The organism is Halorubrum sp. Atlit-26R, assembly GCF_003666015.1.
GTDB lineage: Archaea > Halobacteriota > Halobacteria > Halobacteriales > Haloferacaceae > Halorubrum.
The window spans coordinates 78,947-100,947 of record NZ_QPLT01000013.1; the positions used below are offsets into that span (position 1 = coordinate 78,947).

Annotated in this window: 13 protein-coding genes and 1 pseudogene; 8 read left to right on the forward strand and 6 right to left on the reverse strand. The window is 59.5% G+C overall.

Annotated features, from left to right (window positions below):
* Nucleotides 1-575 precede the first annotated feature (575 nt).
* A complete protein-coding gene (locus tag DVK07_RS14310; RefSeq protein ID WP_233565438.1) occupies nucleotides 576-10,487 on the reverse strand; it encodes a type IV secretion system DNA-binding domain-containing protein in 9,912 nt (3,303 codons plus the stop codon).
* Between the two features lie 607 nt (nucleotides 10,488-11,094).
* On the opposite strand from DVK07_RS14310, the gene DVK07_RS14315 reads away from it, so the two are divergent.
* The gene (locus DVK07_RS14315) at nucleotides 11,095-11,880 is read left to right on the forward strand and encodes a ParA family protein (protein ID WP_233565441.1); all 786 of its coding nucleotides are present in this window, start codon (nucleotides 11,095-11,097) and stop codon (nucleotides 11,878-11,880) included.
* Nucleotides 11,873-12,400, forward strand: a complete 528-nt coding sequence (locus tag DVK07_RS14320) for an HNH endonuclease (RefSeq protein WP_121597680.1) — start codon at nucleotides 11,873-11,875, stop codon at nucleotides 12,398-12,400. The genes DVK07_RS14315 and DVK07_RS14320 overlap by 8 nt, the downstream gene beginning before the upstream one ends.
* 3 nt (nucleotides 12,401-12,403) lie before the next feature.
* Here the strand turns inward: DVK07_RS14320 and DVK07_RS22265 are convergent, their stop codons facing one another.
* The 4 genes from DVK07_RS22265 to DVK07_RS14335 form a co-directional block, all read right to left on the reverse strand.
* Nucleotides 12,404-12,652 (reverse strand): hypothetical protein, encoded by a 249-nt coding sequence (locus tag DVK07_RS22265; RefSeq protein WP_147441175.1) that lies wholly within the window; start codon nucleotides 12,650-12,652, stop codon nucleotides 12,404-12,406.
* Nucleotides 12,653-12,682: 30 nt separating this feature from the next.
* On the reverse strand, nucleotides 12,683-14,293 hold the full coding sequence (locus tag DVK07_RS14325) for a hypothetical protein (RefSeq protein WP_121597681.1): 1,611 nt from the start codon (nucleotides 14,291-14,293) through the stop codon (nucleotides 12,683-12,685).
* A complete protein-coding gene (locus DVK07_RS14330) occupies nucleotides 14,290-15,066 on the reverse strand; it encodes an ABC transporter ATP-binding protein (protein ID WP_121597682.1) in 777 nt (258 codons plus the stop codon). The genes DVK07_RS14325 and DVK07_RS14330 overlap by 4 nt, the downstream gene beginning before the upstream one ends.
* Before the next feature lie 288 nt (nucleotides 15,067-15,354).
* Entirely contained in the window at nucleotides 15,355-15,786 is a 432-nt protein-coding gene (locus tag DVK07_RS14335) for an ArsR family transcriptional regulator (RefSeq protein ID WP_121597683.1), read from the reverse strand.
* Nucleotides 15,787-15,918: 132 nt separating this feature from the next.
* Here DVK07_RS14335 and DVK07_RS14340 point away from each other — a divergent pair, with 132 nt between their 5' ends.
* From DVK07_RS14340 to DVK07_RS14370, 6 genes and pseudogenes are all read left to right on the forward strand, one after another.
* On the forward strand, nucleotides 15,919-16,494 hold the full coding sequence (locus tag DVK07_RS14340) for a hypothetical protein (RefSeq protein ID WP_121597684.1): 576 nt from the start codon (nucleotides 15,919-15,921) through the stop codon (nucleotides 16,492-16,494).
* Nucleotides 16,495-16,628: 134 nt separating this feature from the next.
* Complete coding sequence (locus DVK07_RS14345) at nucleotides 16,629-17,396, forward strand: IS5 family transposase (protein ID WP_233565439.1); 768 nt, start codon at nucleotides 16,629-16,631, stop codon at nucleotides 17,394-17,396.
* Nucleotides 17,397-17,417: 21 nt separating this feature from the next.
* Nucleotides 17,418-17,957 (forward strand): annotated as a pseudogene (locus tag DVK07_RS14355) (transposase); the annotation flags it as partial.
* 453 nt (nucleotides 17,958-18,410) lie between these two features.
* Nucleotides 18,411-19,427 (forward strand): ATP-binding cassette domain-containing protein, encoded by a 1,017-nt coding sequence (locus DVK07_RS14360; RefSeq protein WP_121597686.1) that lies wholly within the window; start codon nucleotides 18,411-18,413, stop codon nucleotides 19,425-19,427.
* Nucleotides 19,424-20,194 carry an ABC transporter permease gene (locus tag DVK07_RS14365; protein WP_121597687.1) on the forward strand — a complete coding sequence of 257 codons (771 nt, stop codon included), beginning with the start codon at nucleotides 19,424-19,426 and terminating at the stop codon, nucleotides 20,192-20,194. The genes DVK07_RS14360 and DVK07_RS14365 overlap by 4 nt, the downstream gene beginning before the upstream one ends.
* A gap of 28 nt (nucleotides 20,195-20,222) precedes the next feature.
* Nucleotides 20,223-20,765, forward strand: a complete 543-nt coding sequence (locus DVK07_RS14370) for a metal-dependent hydrolase (RefSeq protein WP_394338883.1) — start codon at nucleotides 20,223-20,225, stop codon at nucleotides 20,763-20,765.
* A 73-nt stretch (nucleotides 20,766-20,838) separates the two neighbouring features.
* Here the strand turns inward: DVK07_RS14370 and DVK07_RS14375 are convergent, their stop codons facing one another.
* Nucleotides 20,839-21,501, reverse strand: a complete 663-nt coding sequence (locus DVK07_RS14375) for an SdpI family protein (RefSeq protein WP_121597689.1) — start codon at nucleotides 21,499-21,501, stop codon at nucleotides 20,839-20,841.
* Nucleotides 21,502-22,001 lie beyond the last annotated feature (500 nt).

A 22,001-nucleotide genomic window follows, 5' to 3' on the forward strand; every position in this document is an offset into this window, starting at 1 on the left:
ATAGGGTCAGCTAATACCCCCTGACCACCCGTCACGTCTTGCGATTTCAGATTGTGGTCAAGGGGGTAGTTTGCCAAACACTGAGACCCCCTGACCACCCACTACGTCCTATTATTTTCAGGCATTCTCAGAATCCCATATTTCTAACAAAGATGCCTGTAATTATTGGTGAGAGGGCGGCGGCGCAGATCGAACTATTTTTCGTCGGGTTTGGTGGAGATATCTACATGGAGCCTACCCCCCTGACCACCCGTCACGTCTTGCGGTTTTGGATTGTGGTCAAGGGGGTATTCAGTGTGTATAGAAGTCAAAATCCGTGGCGATGTAACGGAGATCGGGTTTACAGATAGCACTGGATTCAGAATGGAGTGGATGGGTCCTGCGGACGACTACGCAGGGACGATAGGAGAGCCGATGGCAATGGGGGTGCTGCTCACTATTCGTCTACCAACAGGCAGTAGATTAGATGTAGAATGTAGGAGAAATCACTGCGTGCGTTCTTATCTAAATCCATATAGTTTGGAGAGACATCGAGAGACAGCTATCAAAAATACCGCTAGAAGACCGATCCTGCGTTAGTCGGTCTTATTGAATTTCCCCTCGAGGTTTGCGAGTGTCTCACCTTCTTCAGTCAGTTCGATTCCGAACCAGACTGTCTTCCGTGGCTTGTTCTCAAAGCGGGGCCGACCTTCCTTCAGTTCGACATCGACTTGCGCTTTCAGCGGCCCGGTAAACGCACCCGGCGCGTACTCTTGAATCGCCACGTTATCCACCGACGTATCAGTACTGTTATGGATATGCCGAAGGCAGATTTGCGCCCACGAATTGAACGCATCACGGAGTTCGGCCTTCGGAACGAACACCGTCTCGTCGGTGTCGGTCGTGATCGTCTCGTCTTCCGTGTTGGTGTAGCGACGGAGGAACTGCTTCAGTGGGTCGGGCATGTCGTCCCCGATGAGCGGCTGGCCATACTTGCGGTGGATGCTGTCGAACGCAACGTCTTCTGTGTCGACCGAGGGCGTCGTCGAACTACTCTCGTCCCCGCCCGAGTCACCACCGGATCCACTACTGTCCGCGAGGCGTGCGGGCGTGTATCCTGTCGTGTCCTCGATATCTTTGAGAACTGGGAAGTACACATCATCCGGGAGCTTGAGGTTGCGCTTCCCGGCTTTGTTCCTGCCCGGCGAGTCGGCATTCTGTTCGTCTGAACCACCGTCGGAATCATCGCTATCCCCGCCGAATTGTTCGAGGTCCTCAGGCTCGCAATAATCGTTCTCGATCGCGTATCCCACAAGCCCCTTCAGGGGGATGGGTGTGTGCTCTGGAACGAGGTTGTTCTGGCGAGCGTAGGTCCACAGATGGAGGTACTCCAAATCATCGAGATTCTGACCACTCGCGGAATCCTTCGGGTCGCGCTTGCCCATGTCACAGAGGGCAAAGTGTTGGAAGTTATAGAGTGCTTCCCGCTTGTGGCAGTAGGCAGTTTCGTCGTCGATCACGACGAAGTAGTTCTCCGATTCACCGAAGTGACCGAAGGGGTTTTTCCCACGGGATCCGGGCGTGAGTCCAAGGTCGCGCAGGTCGAGGTTCCAGAGGGGGTTGTGGCTCCCAGTGAGCTCGCGATAATTCCCTTCTTCGATCCGGTCTTCTATCTCCTGTGGGTCGATGTCCATCGCGGTGCTGGCGTCGTTCACCAGCCCCCCAATGTTGCCCGTCGCGGCGGGGTGTTGTGACGGGTGGATTGTGGGGATGAATCCGAACAGCGAGAGGGGTGGATACACCGCGTTTTGTTCAGGCACAGGATCGAGAACATTACCCTCCTCACGAAGCGTGCTCGCGTCGCCAACAGGCCACCTGTGAGCGGCCGTCAGCGCCCCCGTGTCAGCGTCGGGATCAGCCGGGATGATGTGGGGCTCACGAACGGGCAGATCCACACCCGTTTCCGTCCGGTCGATCGCCCCGACTGTCTGGGAGAGGTCGTGCGCTGTGGGGTAGCCAAGCGACGCCGGATCCATCCCGGTTGGGTACTCGCCAACTGGGTTCGACCGGTCGGCAAGCGCCCGCATCCACGCAGGGGCCGTGGCCGGTCCATCACTCCCGTCGTCGGCGGGCGTCGGGCCATTCCCCATCGTCAGTCGAAGCGCCCACTCAGCCGGCGGCGTGAGCGCGAGCCAACCCTCTTGGAGGAAGTCGTCAAGGTCACGTTTCTCATCGCCAAACTGCGGCAGTTCCAAGAGCCACACGTTCGTCCCACCGTAGTCAGTGTGGGTCGGCTCCTCATCGGGCGTCAGCGCCGTCTGTCCGTCCGCGTCGGCGCTCGCAGCAGTCTCGTCTGTCTCGGTGTCGACGTCGATCATACCGAGCCGCGTCGCGACTTCCTCCCAGAGCTCGTGATCATCCTCGTTGGGGTCGGCGTCGCCCTCGAGGACTTCTTCGCGATACACCTCGGCGGCCGCTTGGACCGTCCCGGTGAACGTATCGTCCGGCGACGGCGTGTGGGTGTCGAGTACCCGGCCCATGTTGACGGCACTATCCACGCCCGGCCCGTACTGGTGAATCTCGATGACCTCGCTGATCGGGCCTTTCCCGTGGAATTCGCCATCGGACTCCAACAGGTGAACCGGGACTTCTTCGGCCGTGACGGGCGTTTTCTCCTCTGCGTCGATGTCGGCGTCAGCCGGCGGCGCGACGCGAATGTCCTGATCGTCGAGTTTGTCTTGGAGCCTCCCGTCACGGGCAGCTTCGAGAACCAGCTTCCGGGTGAACATCTCGTCGCCGGGGAACGAACCCGTACAGAACAACTCCCGGATGTTCATGTCGCGTTCACACTGGCGCTCGTCGTGGTCCCGGTCTTCCTCCGCAAGGACGACCCGCTTTGGCGGGTCAGAGTCTTGGAGGAAGTACACGTCGGGGATCTCCCGGCGCTTGATGATCTCCGCGAGCACGTCGCGGTGCTTCATCTTGAACGATTTCGTGACCGGGGAGATGCACGGAATCCCGTGAGCGTGAGCGGTAATCGCGTCGGCCATCCCCTCCGTGATTGCGAGAGGTTCGCCCTCGACGATGGTCTCCCGCCCGTAGATGGGCTCGTCAGCGATGGTGTAGTTCTTCGTCGTCGCGAGCTTGGCGTACTTCCCCTTCGTGAAGTCGTCAGGGTGCGTGCCGTGTTCCGTATCGAAGTCGGGCTGGCGCCCGATGAAGAAGGCGACCTTGCCGTCCTCGTCGTAGTACGGGAAGATGTACCGGCCCCGGAAGAGACACGAGAGGTCGGCGGGATCGTCAGGATCGTCAATCGTGGTGTAATCGACGTATTCCTCGCCTTCTTCGTTCTCGCCGTAGGCGTCGTTCGGCTTCGTGAACAGCCCGGTCGCGACCATCGTGTGGTGGCTAAAGCCCTGCTCCTCGAGGTGGAAGAACAACTCCTTACCGAACGCAGGCGCCCACCCGAGCTGCTTGTCATCGACGAGGTCGTCGCTCCAGCCCCGATGGTCAGCGCCGAGATACTGATACGGCTGTTCGTCGGCGGCGAAGTCCTCGGGCTCGGCAATGCGCTCGGCGGCGTCTTCGGTGGACTGGATGCCGGCGGTCTGTGCGTCTTCGCTCGGCGGCATCGCGTCAGCCGCATCCGGGTCTTGCTCAACAGGGTACGCCGGGTCGGGCTCGTCAAGCGCGGTAAAGTACTCGCGGGGCGTCTCGGGTTTCCGGTAGCCCGCCTCGAACGCCTGTTCCTCGTTCCACGTGACGTTGTTGTCGATCGTCGTATCCAGCTGATTGTGGAAGAAGCGGGCGGCTTCCTCGAGGCAGGCTTGGACTGCGCCGAGGTCCGGTGTGGGGCTCAAGCGGAGGTCTTCTGGGTCGGCGTCGACGAGCGTGCTGTTGGGCTCGGCACGCGGCTCGCCGGGTGCGGTTTGTCCTGTCGGGTGTGTGTCGTCGGCGTCGCTCTCTGCGTCGGCTGCGTCGTCTGCGGGCGGCTCTGTCTCGCCGTCGTCCGGGCCGGTGTCGCTTTCGGCGTCCGTCTCGGCGCCGTCGTCGCTCCCAGTGTTCGTCTCGGCGTCGGACGTGGTGTCTACGTCGTCCTGACTCCCGGCTTCGCTGTGTGCGCCTGTGCGTCCCTCTGAGCCATTCCGACTCTCGGACGGGGCGTTGGTCGTCTCGGTGTCGGTTGCGGCTTCCTCGTGTGTGCTGGCCGTGTTTGGCTCGGCGCTCTCGCCGTTCGCGTCCGCAGGCGTGGGGGACGCATCTTCGCTGTCGTCCGTAGCGGGTGTCTCTCCCCCACCGTCCGGGCCGCCATCGGTATCATCGGAACCGCCGTCGCCGGAACCGTCGCCGCCGGAGTCGTCGTCGCCAGAAGTGTCGTCAGAGTCCGAGCCGTCTCCACCCACGGGGTACGCATCCCGGTCGAACGCTGCGGCGTCGATTTCCGGGCCCTTCTCGTCGCGTGGGGTGTTCACCTTGATCTGGCCCGTCTCGTCGTCGCGGTACACCGAACCGTGTTCACGGGCGACCTGAGCCGTCGTCTCGGCCTGCTCTTGGGAGAGGTCATGCGTCCCACGGAGTGCGATGGACATGGCCTGTGGTGTGAACGGGTCATGTGGTTGCTTGGACGCAGAGTTCAGCACCCCATCCCAGAACGTCGGGACTGTCCGTTCACCGAGTGCGAGTTGCTTTCCATCTTCCTCGATGACGCCAGCGTCGACGCCCGCCCCGATCGCGGCCCGTGCCATCGGATTCTTGAACTCGTGGTCGACCGTGAGCGTCATGACTGCCATCGAGACGTCGATGTTCTCGTCGTGGTCCGTTCCGAGGGCGTCCCACACGGGCACCCAGCTGTCCCGACGTTGCATCTCTGCGATCTCCTCGTCGGTGAGGTAATCTTGCGGAGAGTCACGCGGTCCGGGCAACCGGAGCGCATCCTCACCGACAGGCATGAGTTTGTTCGTCGCAATCCCGATCTTGATCGCGTCGGCGGCCTGCGGACCACGGACACCGGGCCCGTACCGGAGTGCGCCGGGCAGGTTGTCCCGGAAGATGGCCTCCGTCTCGTTCAGGTTCGCCGAATCCCACACGTCCTGCCAGAAGGCGGCGTCGGTGGGGTCTTTCGCGCCGAATTTGTCAGTGACTGCTTCGGAGTCGATCTCAATATCGTCGGGTGAGCTATCCTCGTCGATTTCGTCGCTATTGGCGATGTACGTCGTTCTCAGGTTTTTCATTGCTGCGTCGTAGGTGAACGTCAAGGCATCAATCGGGCCGTTACTATTGTCTCCGTCTTCGAGGATATCAACTGGCCCGTCCGTATCGCTGTCGGCGCCGAACGGGTCGTCTTCATCCACGGCCGTTTCGACACTGGGAGACGGATCCTCGTCAGGCGTGTCGCCGTCGTCCGTGGCCGCTGTGTCGCCCTCATCCGTGGCTGCGTCGTCATCGTGGATCCCGACAGGGTCGTTGGAGTTGCCCCCAGTGTCGAGCCCACCGATGTCTTCGTACACCGGCATGTGCTTTTTAGGGACCATCGACTCCAGCGCCTCGTCGGGGATGGTCGTGTACTGCTGACCGCCGGTCACGGATTCACCAGTGTGGCTGTCCGTGCTTTCTGGAAGCTTGTGTGTCAGAACCCGACTCGGGATGGGAACCGCCTCTCGTGTGAAGCCTGCCCGGTCCAAGTCGATGCTGGATGCGTCATCATCGGCGTCTGTCTCATTGTGGTTAATCGCGGCCTGTTCAGGAACATCTTCGATGCTCTCGTACGTCCCCTCAGGTGAAGCGGAAGATTCCGGGGACGCATCGGCTTCTGTAGACTCACTATCCACAGCCCCTCCGTCTGTGGAAGAGGCAGTCTCGTCGGGTGAGTCGTCGGAGTTAGCGCGTGCCGCTTCGCCCGCTGGCGAGAGGAATGCTGGGAGGGGTGTTTGGACGATGTCCCAGTCATCTTCTGTGGGCGTCTCCTCAAACTCCCGCTCCGGGACGAACGGCTCGTAGACGAGTTGCCAGTCCTCGCGAAGGTCGCCAAGCGTCCGGTAGCGCTGGACCTCACCACCGGGGTAGACCACCCACTCGTTGTTGTGGTCGTCGTACCGACACCACACGTCGAACGCGTTCGTTGACCCAAAGCCCTCGTCCATCCGGAGGGCGCCTTTCTTCGCGCCACTCATGCCGTCGTACAGCTGAATCTCGTCGTCGTGGGTGTTGACCCACACCGCTTGCTTGCCTTTCCTGATGAGCGCGTGCTTGCGCTCACCGTCCGTTGGTGTCCCCAACTCGAGGTAGTCCGTCTTGTTGTAGTACAACGGCATCGGGTCGCGCTCTGTGAGGTCTCCGGCGTCACTCGGGTCCTCATTGGGACGCATCCGGAGATGATCCCGAATGAACATCGGGTCGGTGAGGATGTGGTTGACACGGGCAGCAGGAGCTGTCCGATCCTTAGCTTCCATCTCTGGCGTCAGGAACATCGCGCGCTGGCCGCTCCGAGCAGCACGGGCGAGATTCTGGAGTGTGTGGGCCGGCTTCTTGTACGTCGACGTCTCTGCTTCAATCGCGATAACCCCGCCATCAGAGAGGTCTGCGGCAATCGGGTAGTCCTTCTTGAACTTCTCAAGCAAACGCGAGGCCCGCTTTGTGTCGACCGTCGTGGCGATAGGCGGATACGCAACGGCGTCAGGCAACTGTTGTTTGTTGTCCTGCTGGACGATCGAGACTTCCATCCCAGTCGCTGAAAGCATCACGAACGACCGCCGAAGCACTTCGTTGTGCTTCTCCGTTTGATGCCGCCACTCGTCTTCTGCTTGCTCAAGAACCGACCGAATCCCTTTGTCCGTGATCGACAATTCCGTCTCCGGGTCGGTGATCCGAACCTGTCCTGTCGGCGTCCCGCCCGTCCCCCGGACGCTGGTTTCCTCTTCTTCATCCTCGGGGTCAGCCAGTTCAACATACGCCTCATCGACGAGGATTCCGTCAGGCAGCTCCTCGAAGTCCGTCGACGTCCGGCGGTGGAACCCCTCGTTTGCGGCCTCGACACTCACCGAGAGTGTGTCGTCGCCGTCCATCTCCGGCGGGTCGATATTCAACGCTGGGGCGGGCTCAAGCGTCTCGTATGCGCCGGGCAGTGTATCGAGTGCGTTCTGCCGGATCTGTTCAGCCCACACTGCTTCGAGGAAGCACTTCGTCAGGTCGTGTTCGCCCCCGAGATGCATCAGGGCGTGTTCCGACTCATCGAGGTTCTGCTCGAGCGCGTCGACGCCGTACTCCTTGAGGTTCTCCCCGATGATCGCTTCGGCTTCTGCCGGCGTCCGCCGTGCGGGGTACGGGGCGAAGGTGTCGGGCGCAAGCGGGTCCGACCGCATCGGCCCGTCCTCGTCCATCGTGGAGATCGTCGTCAACGCGGTGTAGGCAGGCAACGACTGGATCGTCCCCGAGTCGATGTCGTCGTCGTCGAACCGCTCGGCGATGATCCGGGCGTCATCAACCTCTGTCACACCGAAGCTCAACAGCGTGTCCGTGTTCCCGAACATCTGCTTGAGCGTCTGGGGCGCAATCTCACGCACCTGCGAGGGGTTCTGGAGACACGTCACAACGCCCATCTTCCCAGACCGGGCCTTCGAGAGCATCTTGTCAAGCGCCATGTTCTCCGAGGCGATGTCGTCAAACTCGTCCATGAACGCGAAGAAGGGCTCCCGGTCGGCCTCCTCGATCTTCTCGCGTTTCCGGATGGTCGACCACACGCGGCGCATGATCCCCGTGGAGACGACCTTCCGGATCTCGTCAGACCGCACCGTGTTCCGGACGAGAATGATCTTCCCCTCTTCGACGGCGTGCGAGAGGTTGATCGTTCCATCTCGGTGGGCCACAATCCCCCGGCTGATGGGGTCTTCGACCCAGTCTTGAATCCGGCGGAGAACCGGGTCGATTTCCTCGGTGTCCATCTCCGCGATTTTCGTCGTGTACTCGTGGATGAAGCTCATCCCCTCTTGGCTGACGACGTTCGAGAACTTCGCACGGCTCTCGTTGTCGGCCAGCACGTAGTACATATCGACGAGGGTGAACTTCCGTCGCGACCGAATCATCGCACGGGCGATGTTGGAGGTGATCCCCTCCATCTTCGGGCCCCAGTACTCACCGCCACGCAGGACCGCCCGGAGGTCGTTGATGATGGACTCAACCTCGCGGTCGAATTCGATCTCCGTCTCACAGTCGCCGGGCTCGAGGAAGTTGATCCCCGCGACTTTCTCGAAGGTCTCGCTGCCCGGCTCAACCCAGATGATGTCGTCCATCCGCTCGTCGGGCAACTGCGTGATCAGGTCGTCGACGGTGTCGCCCTTCGGGTCGATAAAGACGAACCCGTGACCCTTCCGGGCGATCTGGTTCATCATCATGTTCAGGGTGGTGGATTTGCCTTTCCCCGTCGACCCGAAGATCGTCATGTGGCGGAACCACGAGAACGGCTCAAGCCCGATCTCCCGAATCCCGTCCATTGGGTTGCTGTCGTACCCCAGCCAAATCGGTTCGTCTGGATGGTGGGTGTGCGAGTGAACGAGGCGATCACGCACGTCGAACCCCGCAAACAGGTCGCCGTCCTCGGCGGCGCCGTTCCCGCTGGCGGTCGCCGTGAGCTCGAACGGGAAGTAGCGCTGGAGTCCCGGCTCCCGGCGAAGCTGGACATCAGTATCCGACTGATCGTAGGTGTAGTGTTGGTGGTGGGCGGGGTTCTCGCGACCGCGTGTGTACGGGCTTGGTGGGCCAGTCTCGTCGCCCGTCGTTTGCGGCAGGTCTTCTTCGGGCTTTGCGGGAAGGTCGGCCACGCCCTCGACGTCGTCTTCCGGGTGTGTGTCGCTCGGCCCGTCCGTCCCCCTCCCAGACTCGGCGTGGTCTGTGGGGTCCGTGGCTGGTGTCTCCTCTCCCTCGTCTGACTCGGGCGTCTTTCGGGCACCGGGGGCGGCGAACACGTCGTCGCGTTCATCGAGCGCTTCAAGATCGATCCCGAGTTCGTCGGCCCGCCGGTTCTGGAACTTCCGGATGAGGTTGTCCGCGACGTGGTCGTTGTATTGGCTTTTGATCTTCTCGCGGGTGAGTTCGCCGTAGATGAATTTCCGATACACCTCGTTGAACGCCTCTTGCTTCTCAGGCGTCGAGTCGACGTCGACGGTCGCGGTGGGTGCGTCGGGCTCCGTGTCGGTGGCTTCTGTCTGGTCATCAAAGAAGAATCGGAGAACTGTTCCGAGTCCCTTCATGAACACGGAGTCTTCCTTCTCTGTCGGGTCGGGGCCGACAGTATCTGACTCTTCAACTTGGTCACCAGAGAGGGACGCCATCGCAGACGCCTCGCCACCGAGTTCGGACAAGTCACGGTTCACCCGCATGTCTGGTGGCTTTGTTGTCCGATTTGCTTGTGCGGGAGGCCGGTTGCCGACGCCTTTGCGCGTCCAGTCGATGTTCGTCTGGTCGACTTCCTCTCCCGGAAGGTGGACTACCCCTGCGAGTTCTTCAACATTCAGCGCTGTCTGGTCGTAGGAAAACTCACGGGCGGCAGTCCGCCGGGCGAGTTCTTTGACGCCCCGTTCCTTGAACGCGAGTGGGATGAACGCCTGCCCCGTCTCGTCGCTGTGGTACTGTGTCGAGTAGACGTTCGCGATCCCGTGGGCGTGGTGTTTCGCAATGTCTGGCGACGAGGCGAAGACCAGAAAGCGAGTGTTGAGGTAGTACGCCTGCTTGCCTTCCTGATTCAGGACGGCTTCGGCTGCTCGGAGGTCCTTTGCTGACGGATCGTCTAATCGTGGGTTAAGGTAGCTACCATTGTTCCGGCCGTAGGTGAGGCTGTCGTTGATCTGGTCTGCGCTCCACTCGTGGAGTTTGAGCCCGTCGGTCCAGTTTCGACTCGCAGGGGTGAAGACGAACTGGACGATCGCGACTTCGTTTGAGTAGCCGACGAGTTCGCTCAGGACACTGCGAAGTGGGTCGGACTCGAACGCGTCGGGGCCACTCGTTCCGCGGAGTGGTCGATACTTCTCTTTGTTGAGTTCGAGCTTGCCGCCGGACAGATACATTCCCGGTTCGATTTCGGGAAACGGTTTGTCGACGGGCTTGATCTCGGCGTTTGGATACAGCCCAGAGACTTGCTGGCGAAACTCGCGTTGGTGGATCCGGTCTGGAAGGCCGAAGTGGAATTTGACGGTCTCGTCGGTCAAGACAAGTTCGAAGGAGAACTTTTTCGGTCGCTCTCCGAGGTTGAATCGTTGCGCAAGTTCCGAGTGAGTGACGCCCTCGTTGTGGAACCCGGCGATGAGTTCTTCGGCGTATGCTAGTCCGTCTTCCTTCTTGTGTGGACGGACCCGATTGAGGCTGCCTGCGTATGAGTTTGCGGCGTTGTTAATCGTCTCGACAAACTCTTCGGTGATCTGTGGTGCGTCCGGCTCTCTGGATCCGAGTTGGAGATGGCGGAGGTTCTTGAGCCAGTCTGGGAGCGTATGATCGTGAATGCGGTTAAGTGGGTTTTGCATATTAGACAACCCCCTCACCAATTGACTGTCCTACATCCCTAGGAGAATTAACTCGGCTAGTCAGATTATCACCGCGTGTAGACCTCACAAGCTCATTTTCGTGGTCCTGGCTGTCACTGAATCCAATTTGGTTGGACGAACCAGTGTGTAATTGAATTCCAGCTATCTGTGGGTCGTACGAGCAATATATATTTATAATCTCACATATACTTTGTGTGTTAGAATTTCTGGCTATGGTTACTGATAATCTGTTCCAATGAAATTGGCTTGTAATTGGAAGGCCTTCGTATTCCCAGAGCCTCCCTAAAGAACGGTTCAGTCTCACTATTTACACCTGTGCGGAACGCTTGAGGGCAAATTCGGCATCCTATGCTCATATTTCGATTCTCGATAATTATAATTGCTTGGGAGCCCATAGAAGTTTAAGAAAAAATATATTTATGGAATAGAGTGTGAATCGTCTCAAGCTCAGGCCTTGGACACTCGGCCTGCTCAATCTGCCGATGTCTGACATAGATTTATTATGGCAGCGTTTCGATCGTTTCGCAGAATGCCGCAAACGACTGAAACGGGTGAAACGATCGAAACGTCACCGGCGATCGTGGCGATGCTCAACCAGAAAGGCGGGGTGGGGAAGACAACTCTCACCATCCACGTCGCCGGCGCGCTCGCCGATCGTGAACTCGATGTCCTCGTAGTCGACCTCGCACCGGAGGGGGCGCTCACGTCGATCCTTGGCTACGACGAAGCCTACAGCGATCTTGATCGCGAGGTGTCGCTCCACGAACTCCTTCTAGACCCGAGTCGCGCCGCCGGCGTCGAGAACCTCGTGCTTGAAGGTGAGGAGTTTGATCTGCTCCCGTCAAATGAGCGCATGGTCGACCGGACTGGTGGGGAGTTGAACGGCGAGCCGCGAGCCCGAGAGCGATTGAAGATGGCCCTCGACGAGCTTGGCGCAGGCTACGATGTCGTTCTTGTGGATAACATGCCGAGTATCAACGTTCTCACGGACAACGCCTTGGTAGCGAGTGACGGCGTTCTCATCCCGGCGTACGCCGAGGCACTCTCTGTACAGGGGCTCGATCGCCTGCAAAAGCAGATCGATAGCGTTCGGGAGTACTTTGGTACAGTCAGGATCCTCGGGATCGTCGCAAACCGCGTCGAGCACAACAAGCAGGCCGACGCGATGCTTGAGCAGCTCCACGCCGAGTTCGAGGACGGACTCGGCATCCCAGTGTTCGACGTGTACAAGCGAGTCGACCTCCAGCGAGCGATCGCTGCGCAGGAGCGCTCTATCTTTGCTGCCGAGGAGCTCGACACTGACATGGCCGAGGTGATCGCCGAGATTGCGGCGCTCGTCGACGACGAACTCGTGGGGCAAACTAATGACTGACGACGAGGACGACGCCAGCGAAGAGCTGGGGAAGACCGGGGAGAAGATGGGCGGCATCGCCGACCGTTTCGGCGCATCAACTGACACGACTGACACGAGCGAAACGTCCGAAACGTCTGAAACGGGCGACACGACCAGAACGTCTGAAACGCCTGAAACGCCTGAAACGATCAATACGGGCGACGACTCCGCGGCCTCTCCCGATATGACTGAAACGATGGACACGACTGAAGCGCTTGAAACGAGTGAAACGATCGAAACGTCCGAAACGGGCGACACGACTGACACGCTCGTCCCCGGCGATGAGGGGTTCGTGCTGCGAGAGGACTGGAACGGGCGGACAATCTACCTCTCGGACAACGACATCGACGAACTTGACATCCGCTACTCCGAGGTCAACGTCGAGTGGCAGCGTGAACACGGCGAGCAACTACCGAAGAACGAGGAGTTCTACCCAGCAGTGATCCGGGCGGGGCTCTCCGGGACGTCGATTGAAGAAGAGCTCGGCCTCAAGGACTAGCTGTTATAATCTATAACCCAAGTTGGTCTGCCATCCATTTTTTCCAGCCCTCCCGAACATCGATTCCCAAGTAGCGAACATCGTCGTGTCTTCGACGTACGCATCGAACTCATCTTCTGGTATCTCTTCGAAGTCTTTCTCGTCCTCGACTGTCCATGGGCTTTCCTCGAAGAACTCCTCGATGTCGCCGAAGTCAGAGAATGAAGGTTTGCCATGGCAATGAGGTCGAGTTAACGGCGAACGTGTGCTCACCAGACGGCTCGTCTGAAACGACCGGCGGGGTCACGCTAAGGTATAGCGTCGGTGCCGCCGGAGCGCATAGCGGTAGGAACCATACGAAACGCCGACCGTCAACAGCAGATACGTACCGAAGAGTACGCCGAACACGGGCGTTAACACGACGTTTCCGGTGACGGCGAACCACGTCACGAACAGCCCGAGAACCGTTCCGCCACCCACGACGAACAGGTACACCATCATGACGAGCGTCGACGGAACGACCGTTTCCGTCCCCCAGAACTCGCGCTCCTCGTAGATCGGATACACCGAGCCGATACCGACTGCAAACATCGCCGCAGTGAGACACATCACAACTCCAACGGCGGCAGTTGCCACCGCCTCAAGCACCAGTATCCCGAAACCGATCGAGACGAGCGAGCTGAGAACAGCGATCGGCACTCCAATCGCAACGCCGGCGAGAAGCCGTCCACGGACGAGAGCCGCGGATGATGTCTCGGTGAGGAGGAGCAGCGGTAGTTGCGGCCGCTCGTCACCGAGCGGGTTCAACCCGAAGGTAGCGCCTGAGAGGTATGTCGCGAGAACGACGCCGCCCCCAGTGATGAGGGGTCCGAGGGCGTCGCCCGAAAACTCGAGAAACATCGTCCCGAACGGTACGATAAAAAAGACGGCAATCAGGAGATGACTCAACTCCGCCGGATCACGGCGACCGCGCACGAGAATCCCCCACGCGATACGACCGGGTTTAGTCCATGCGAACGGTCGTGGGGCAGAGAATCCGCCGCTCGATCGCCGCACCTGCGTCGACTCGTTGTTGCCGACCGAATCGGTAAACCAGAGCGTAGAAACCTGCCTAGTCGAGACGACGAGACCGACCGGCGTGAGAGCGATTAACGCCGCGAGCACCGCCACCGCCTCCGGAGAGGTCGGTCTGGAGACCGGTGTTCCGACGAACGCGAGCGCAACGTATTCCACGAGGGGATCGAACGCTACTGTCGACAACAGCCGTTGTACTGAGAGGTCGGATTCGACGATGAACTGCCCGGCGAACTGTGACGCGACGACGAGTCCGACCATCGCGAGGATACCGACCGCTTTCAGGAGACGGCGAAGGCTGGGGAGTTTCCGCAGGAGTCGCAACACAGCAATTCCCCCAGCATACCCCCAGACGGCGGCACAGCAAACGAGCGGCAGCGCGACCGCCCCGCCCGAAGCAACGAGCAGCGGCGAGTCCATTCCGAGTGCGAATGTGACCACCACTGCCCCGACCGGAATCCCGAACCACAGGGAGAGCCGCCCCACCTCCGCTGTGATGAGCCCGATAACGACTGCTCGCGGGTGAACCGCCAGCAGGACGAAATCCGCACCGTCGATATGTCCGAGCCGTTCGAGGGTCCGAAACACCGATATCGACAGGAGACCGAGAGGAACGAGCGTCGCAGCGGGCGCGAAGAACGGGACCGCCGTCACGGAGCGCGCGGTTTGCCCAAGCACATACGCTGTCGGCAGCGCGAACAGGAGCGCGCCGCCAAAGAACAGCGCCGTGAGCAGGAGTCCAAGGACTCGACGGGGGTTTCCTAGGTACCCACGGAGGCTTCGGACGAACTCCGCTCGCCCAATTCGGAGCCCGTGGCGAACGTCCTGTCGGACGCTCATTCTCTCCGAGAGGCCGCCCCCGGCTCGGGGTCGCTCGTGACGGCGAGGAACGCGTCTTCCAGGGATCCACTCTCGCCAGTCTCCGCACGGGCCTGTACTTCGGTGGGCGTCCCCTCGGTGACGAGTCTCCCGTCAAACAACACCCCGACCTCGTCAGCGACGGCTTCGACCACCGGAAGAATGTGTGTTGAGAGGAACACCGTGGTTCCTGCGTCGGCGAACGCGGTGATCGATTCCCGGATAGTGCGCGCCGCTCGGGGGTCAAGCCCCGATGTCGGTTCGTCTAAATACAGGACGTCCGGCTCGTGCAGGACGCTCTGTATGAACGCGGTCTTCTGTTTCATTCCCTTCGAATACCCGTCGATCCGCCTGTCTGCGTCACCGGCTAACCCGAATTGATCGAGGTACTCGCCGATGCGCTCTCGGGCAACGGACCGCGAAATGTCGCGAAGGTCGGCGACGTATTCGAGCTGTTCGCGGGCGCTGAACTCGTCGTACAGCGGCGGCGTCTCAGGGAGATAACCGACCCGACCGGTGATCGCACGCCGGTCGCTCGGGTCGACGCCACAGACGCGTACCGATCCGCTGTCCGGATCGCTGAGACCGGTAAGGAGCCGCATCGTCGTCGTCTTCCCCGCCCCGTTCGGGCCGAGAAAGCCGTAGACGGTCCCGTGCGGGATGTCGAGCGTGAGACTGTCGAGAGCGACTTCTGAGCCGTAGCTCTTCCGGAGATCGGTCGCCAGAATGGCGGATTCGTCGTGGGTGGAGGGCATACGTAACGGATGTCATTTCCCGAACCAGTCGTCTATGCGTTTCGGAATCATCTTCCGGTCACACGTACGGGGGTGATGCCGCATGGGTAGATAGCGATGTGATTAGGGGGCGTGGTCGCTCCTGTACAGCCTTGGAGGATAGAATTAATACGTGCCTTCTGTTCGATTCATCTGTTCTGGATCGAAATCGAGACTGATCTCTCTTGTCTGCTCTGCGCTGGTTCCGCTTCCGGTATATCCCAGACGTCGAGTTCTGTGTCCGGCAGAACGTACGCCTTGCGGTGGATTTCAGTTTCGTCCGTTCGGCCGCTCGGCCCCCTCTGCGGCCTCGATTTCGTCTGTCTTCTCGACTTCGGCGAATAGTTCTCGGTATGCGTCGGGTTCAAAGAGGTTGTTTCGGTCGAACAGTTCGCGAGCGGCGTCGGTCAGCTGAAAGAACCGGTATGGATGACCCCGTTCGAGCCCCTCACGATCCCGTTCGATGGCCTCGATCAGTCCCACTTCTTCCAGCCGGATGAGATGGTCGGTGAGCGTCGACGCTGCGATACTCGGATTGTAGTATTCGAGTTCCTTCTTCGAGGGCGCGCCTTTCGGGTGACCGACGATGGTCCCGATGATATTCGCACGGGTCGTGTCGTCAAGGGCACTCAACGCTGCGATCGGATCGAGTCCGGCCGAACTCTCGGCTGGGGTGAGCGGGGTGGCGTCAGGCCGGGACATTGTGTATCAGTGTTTGTCTCCCGGCCCCATAACCATTTCGGTGAATATCGAAGTGGTAGCCAGAGTGCTCGCGTATTCCACTTCCGGTCGGATTTCCGTACCGTTAGGTGGCGGTGGTGAATCCTATCCAGTATGACCAACGACGACGCTACCCGTGCCGTCATCGACAAATTGGGAGATCAGCCGGGAGAGACGCTCACACCAGAACGGATCGAGGCAATCCAGACCGCGATGCATGAGGGCCTCGGACGATTTATCAACAACACGTCCTACTTCGTTCTCGGTTCCTACGGTGAGGAGGAGCGGCCACGATTGGAGGCTGTTCGCGACCAACTCGCGAGCGATGCCGCAGCCTCGGACTCCGATGACGGGGTTGATGCGTTCCTGATGGACGATATTCTGGACGTCTCGGAGTTCTTCACGTCGAAATTCAAGCTACTGGTCAGCTACGCGGACCATATCGTGGGGGTGTACGAACATTCTCAGGGCGGGCACGCGTGGGAAGCGGGTTACATCGATCAGCCGACCTATCGGAAACGGACGCGGGTCTTCTATCGAATTTACGAGACTGAGGAGGAACAGTACGCGGCCTACGACGGGATGTTCGCACACTATCTCCTCTCGATGGAGCGCGTTGACCGTGCGTACACGTGGACGACGCCCGAAGAACTTCGTAATTGTGTGGCGGACGCCTACGCGCCCGATTGATGTGCTGTGTTGAATAGCGATCTTATCTGCCGATATCGTCGGTTTAGAAGGGTGAAGCCGAGGAAATCGAAGTTGGTATGGAAATCGACATCCTCGACTTCGTTGAGTAGTGTCGTCACCTAGCTAAACAAGCCTTGGGGAAGCACGCGGGCGAGCCCGCCAGCGGCGGGTTCGCCCGCTGGGTCCATGTCGTTCTACACTGTTTCCGGCTCGAAGAGAACCACAGCTACCGTGAAACGCCGAATCGGCTGGAGTACATGGCTGAGGTTCGTGATGCTCTCGATCTTGATCAGGATCCTCTCCCCGATTATACGACCCTCTACAAGTCTTTTGATCGGTTGAAAATGTGGGTGTGGCGGGCGCTGCTGCGCGTTTCCGCGCAGCAGCACCCGCAGTCCGGCCACGCCGCTCTCGACAGCACGTTTTTCGACCGTCGGCGTGCGTCCTCGTACTTTCGCCAGCGAGCAGGACGGACGATACAGACGCTAAAAGTGACGACATTGACTGATGTGGAATCGCTGGCTGTTCTTGACGTTCACATCACAGCGCGGTGGAAGCACGACACGAAGACTGGACCGCAGGTCGTCCGCCGAAACGCGGACGACCTGCAGTCCGTCGCCGCCGACAACGGCTTCCAAGACTGGCACACCGAGTACGAAATTGCCGCATATGACGTTGAGTATCTCGTTCATTACCGCGGTTCGTCAGCGAAAGCAGCCACGAACAACGCACTCAACCGAGCAAATGGTTACTCTCAGCGGTGGATGGCCGAAACATCGTATTCGACGACGAAGCGCTCGCTCGGCGATGCCGTGCGAGCGCTCGGCTGGTATCGGCAGTTCCGTGAGATCGTCTTGATGTTCGCCATCATCAACATAGAATCGCTGTGTGAACCTCTGTAACCGTGACTCAGCATCTATTCAACACAGCAGTGTGATCGAGAGTTTGACTCGATACAAGTGTTCCAGACGCTCTCAAATCTCGATGTAAACTACCTCATTCCGAAGCGGGTCTCCAGCTCCGAACGGGATGTACTCGAAAAAATGGAGGGAGACGACTAAGAGGTGGCTGTTGAGTCGGCTTCTATCCATGTAGAATCTGGATCGCATCCAATGCGGCTCCTGTACGTGCCGTCGACGAGTGGGGAGGGAACGGCCGTCTTCGCGACGAATCTCCGAGTCGGTCCGGAGGAAGCCGAGCCGTTCTGTCAGCGCTACAGCCGCCGGTGGCAGATCGAGAGTGAGTACAAATCGATCAAAGGTGACTTTCTCGCCAAGACTTCCTCGAAAGACTACCGCGTTCGCTTGTTTTACTTCGTGTTCGCGGTCCTCTTGTACAATATCTGGCGGCTCACCGACTTCTTGCTGAAAGCGGGCGTGGGAGGTGAGATGGACTACGCACCCGTGTTGACTGCGGGTGAGTGTGTTGAGCTCGTTGCCTCGGCGTTGATCCCGCACGACTGATCAGCTGAACCCTCGCTGAGTCTGTGGTTCGGGAGTGGCAACCCTATTCAGCAGCGCTAAAATCCACGTATTTTCCAACCTTTGACCCAACAGTATGCCGACAAGCGTTTGAAAGCAGCTTTCGGTTGTTGAATTGAACCACTGATCAGCAAGAATTTGGCCAAAAATGACCCATCTTCCGAAACTGTGAACATCCACAACCTCGGAGGATAGATTTGATGCGTGACTTCTTTTCACGGAGTTGACTATTGTACCAATCACGGACTCCGATCTGCTGTCAGCTCCCCGTCTAATACTGGTGTAAATTAGTTCTGGAGGCCAGCGCTAGATCTGTGAGGACATTTCGCGCCCCGGTGCCCATCGGGAATCGAGCGTCCAATGGTCAAATATTCTGTACACTAAAACGTCCGGAGCAGTTAAGAACTTACTGAACGTTCAGTCAGTAAGGGAACTATGGACGCAATCCAGGTCGACACGTTGACCAAGCGGTTCGAGACGACGACAGCGGTCGATGGACTGTCGTTCACCGTCGAGCAGGGCGAGTTATTCGGAATGTTGGGCCCGAACGGCGCGGGCAAGTCCACGCTCATCAACATACTCTGTACGCTGCTGAAACCGAGCGACGGACGTGCGACGGTCAACGGCTACGATATCCGCGAGGAGACAGCAGCGGTCCGGGATAGCATCGGAATCGTGTTTCAGGAGCCGGCACTCGACGAGGAACTCACCGGCGCGGAGAACCTCGCGTTCCACGCGCGATTGTACGGGCTCGGAAAGGCCGAGCGGACTGAACGCATCGACGAAGTACTCGAACTCGTCGATTTGGCGACGGTACGGGACGAGCCCGTCAAGCAGTACTCCGGAGGGATGAAGCGCCGGCTCGAAATCGCCCGTGGCCTGATTCACGAGCCTGCCGTCCTGTTCCTCGACGAGCCGACGCTTGGACTCGACGCCCAGACGCGCCGTGCGACGTGGGAGTACATCCGACGGATGAACGAGGATGCGGGCGTCACGGTCGTGTTGACGACCCACTACATGGAGGAGGCCGACCAGCTCTGTGACCGAGTGGCTATTGTCGATCAAGGGAAGATCGTCGCGCTCGACACTCCTGAAGCACTCAAAGACCAGCAGGGTGGCGACGTCATCGTGGTCGGCCTCGACGGTGACGCGGCAACGTTAGTCGCCCAGTTAGAGACACAGTCGTGGGTTCGAGAGATCGACGTGACCGAAACCGAAGTCCACGTCACGCTCGAACTCGGCGAGACGCGCATTCCCGACCTCGTTCGGATCGCCGACGACGTTGGGGTTGCCATCACGTCGGTCGAACTCCGAAAGCCGAGCCTCGAAACGGTGTTTCTCTCGCTCACAGGAAGTACGCTTCGAGAGGCGGCGGAGCAGACGACGGCTCCCGAAGACGGCACACCGAGTGACGATAGGGCAACGTCAGGACCCGTGGAGGCAGAGCAATGAGTTTCATCGACCTGCAGGGCATCTATGCGCTCTGGCTCCGGGACGTGAAGCGGTTTACCCGGACGCCCTCGCGCATTGTCGGGGCATTGCTGACGCCCCTGTTGTTCCTCGTGTTCCTCGGAACTGGCTTCAGCGGGGCGACGATTCCGGGCCTCCCAGAGGGAGTCGACTACCTCCAGTTCCTAGTGCCCGGTATCGTGGGCTTCGCGATGCTGTTCGGCGCATCCTTCGCAGGGCTCTCGATTCTCGCAGACCGTGACGTGGGGTTCCTCAAAGAGATATTGGTCGCGCCGGTGAGCCGGACATCAATCGTTCTCGGGTGGATTGCGGGTGGCTCAACGACGGCAATCATTCAGAGCGTTCTCATCCTGATACTCTCGATACCGCTCGGCTTCCGGGTTGTGAGTGTCCTCTCGATCCCGCTGGCGTTGGTCATCCTCGCGTTGCTCGCGATGACGTTCGTCGGGTTCGGTATCGCACTAGCCTCGCGATTCAGCGACAGCCAGGGGTTCGGTATCATCATCCAGTTCATCATCTTCCCACTGTTCTTCCTCTCGGGAGCGCTGTTCCCCCTGGAGGGGCTCCCGACAGCCGTGCAGTACCTCGCGTTGGTCAACCCACTCACCTATGGCGTCGACGCGCTCCGGGCCGTGTTGGTCGGCACATCGACGTATCCACTTGCGGTTGATCTCGGCGCGTTGGTGGTCTCGGCTGCGATCATGGTCGGGCTCGGTGCCGCTCTCTTCGAGCGAGTAGAGGCCGTCTGATCGTGCCACCGGTTCGAGTACGCTGATGATGGTGACGACGCACGCGGCGGTCGGCGTCGCGCTTGCGACTGTTCTCCTCCCCATCGGTCCGGAGTTCACCACGACCGCGGCAGTTGCCGGACTTCTCGGCGGTGCCTTCCCGGATCTCGATGTCCTGTTCGAACACCGGAAGACGCTGCACTTCCCCGTGTACTACTGGGTCGCCACCGTTCCGACCGGCCTGCTGGCGTTGGTCTCCCCTTCAACGGCGACCGTCGCGGTCCTGTTCTTCCTGCTGGCGGCGGCTGTCCACTCCGTGATGGATGTCTTCGGCGGCCCCCGCGACTGGCGGCCCTGGGAGCACACGTCTAACCGAGCGGTGTATCTCCATTACAGGCGTCGATGGCTTGTCCCGCGGTCGGGTATCCGTTACGACGGCGCACCCGAGGACCTGCTGGTCGCTGCCGTCTGCTCGCTGCCGGGGCTGGTACTGTTCGATGGAACACTACAAACAGTCACGATTGTCGGTCTCGGCATCTCGCTGGTATACACGGTTTTTCGTAAACAGATACCGGCGTTTGTCGATGCTTGACTCATACCCAGTCAGGGATGTGCGTAACGCAATTCCGATTTACAGATAAGTGAGGCAGGGACCTTGCGGCGAGTCACGTTGCAGTCTTCGCCGCATCCTCGTCGAGGCGTCGATACAGGAGAAACGAATAGATCATCGTGATAGCCGCGGTGAGCAACGCGGGAACGAGCAGGAAGTAAAGCGCGTACTCGTGGAATGCGAGTCCAACGAGTGTCGAAGCAGCAGTGAGTTTGAACAATCGCCCACCGAGGTCGTGCGTTCGACGCCACACCACATCGCTGCTGAGCGTCCATGGCGTTCGGATTCCAACGAACCAGTTAGGCTCTGCGTTCGAGAGAAGCACACCACTGTAATAAAATAATCCCGCGACGCCGATCAGGATTAGTGCGGTAAAATCGAACTTGTAGCCGAGGTTGAACGCGACGATACCCGCATGAATGAGAAGCATATAGCCGGTGAACACCACGACGAACCAATCGTAATAGGAACGAAATTCGGCGATGTTCTCACCGAGAGGATCGATCCGGGGCAAGAGAGCAAAGACACAAAGCAAGACTGCTGAAAGTCCGGGAATGAGGGCTAGGGAGACGGTCTTTGACATTGTACCGTCCGGTTGTCCGGCGGCGTTCCAGTGGGAGACCATCTGCTCGGGAAGTGACGGAGCGGCAAGGATACTGACTCCGGCCGAGAAAACGACGAACACTGCCGCGATAGTGAACCGGCGCCCACTCTTCATAGTTTCTGACACTGTTGTGAGCGATATAGGTTGTTCATCAACGAGTACGTAGACGGGGCCTCATCATAGAGTTGATGACTGTGAACGCTCCGACGAAATCCTCAGTGAACCGTTCGAGGAGCTGCTTGAGCACCGGTCCAGGAAGGACTCGAACGAGCCACCGGTAACTGTAACTAGCGGCTTTCTGATGAGTCCATACACGACCGAGACACCGAGCAGACCCAGTACAACACATCAGAAAGATCATCTCGATCTAAGCCGAGAGCGTCTCAGGCGTGATAGCCGGACTGGTTTTCGAGCGGGGTTCCGGAGACGGACTGACTAACGAAAACTGGATCTGTTGTCGTCGGCCCGCCGTGAATCGTGTCGCTATTGCTCTGTTGAATCCGCAGAAGGCGGCGGGATAGCGTCGCTCTGAAGGTGGAAACGAAGCGGAAGAGCCGAATGTGTCCAAACTACTCTTCCGCTTCGTTAAGCAAGCCGCGTCGCTGGCTCAAAAG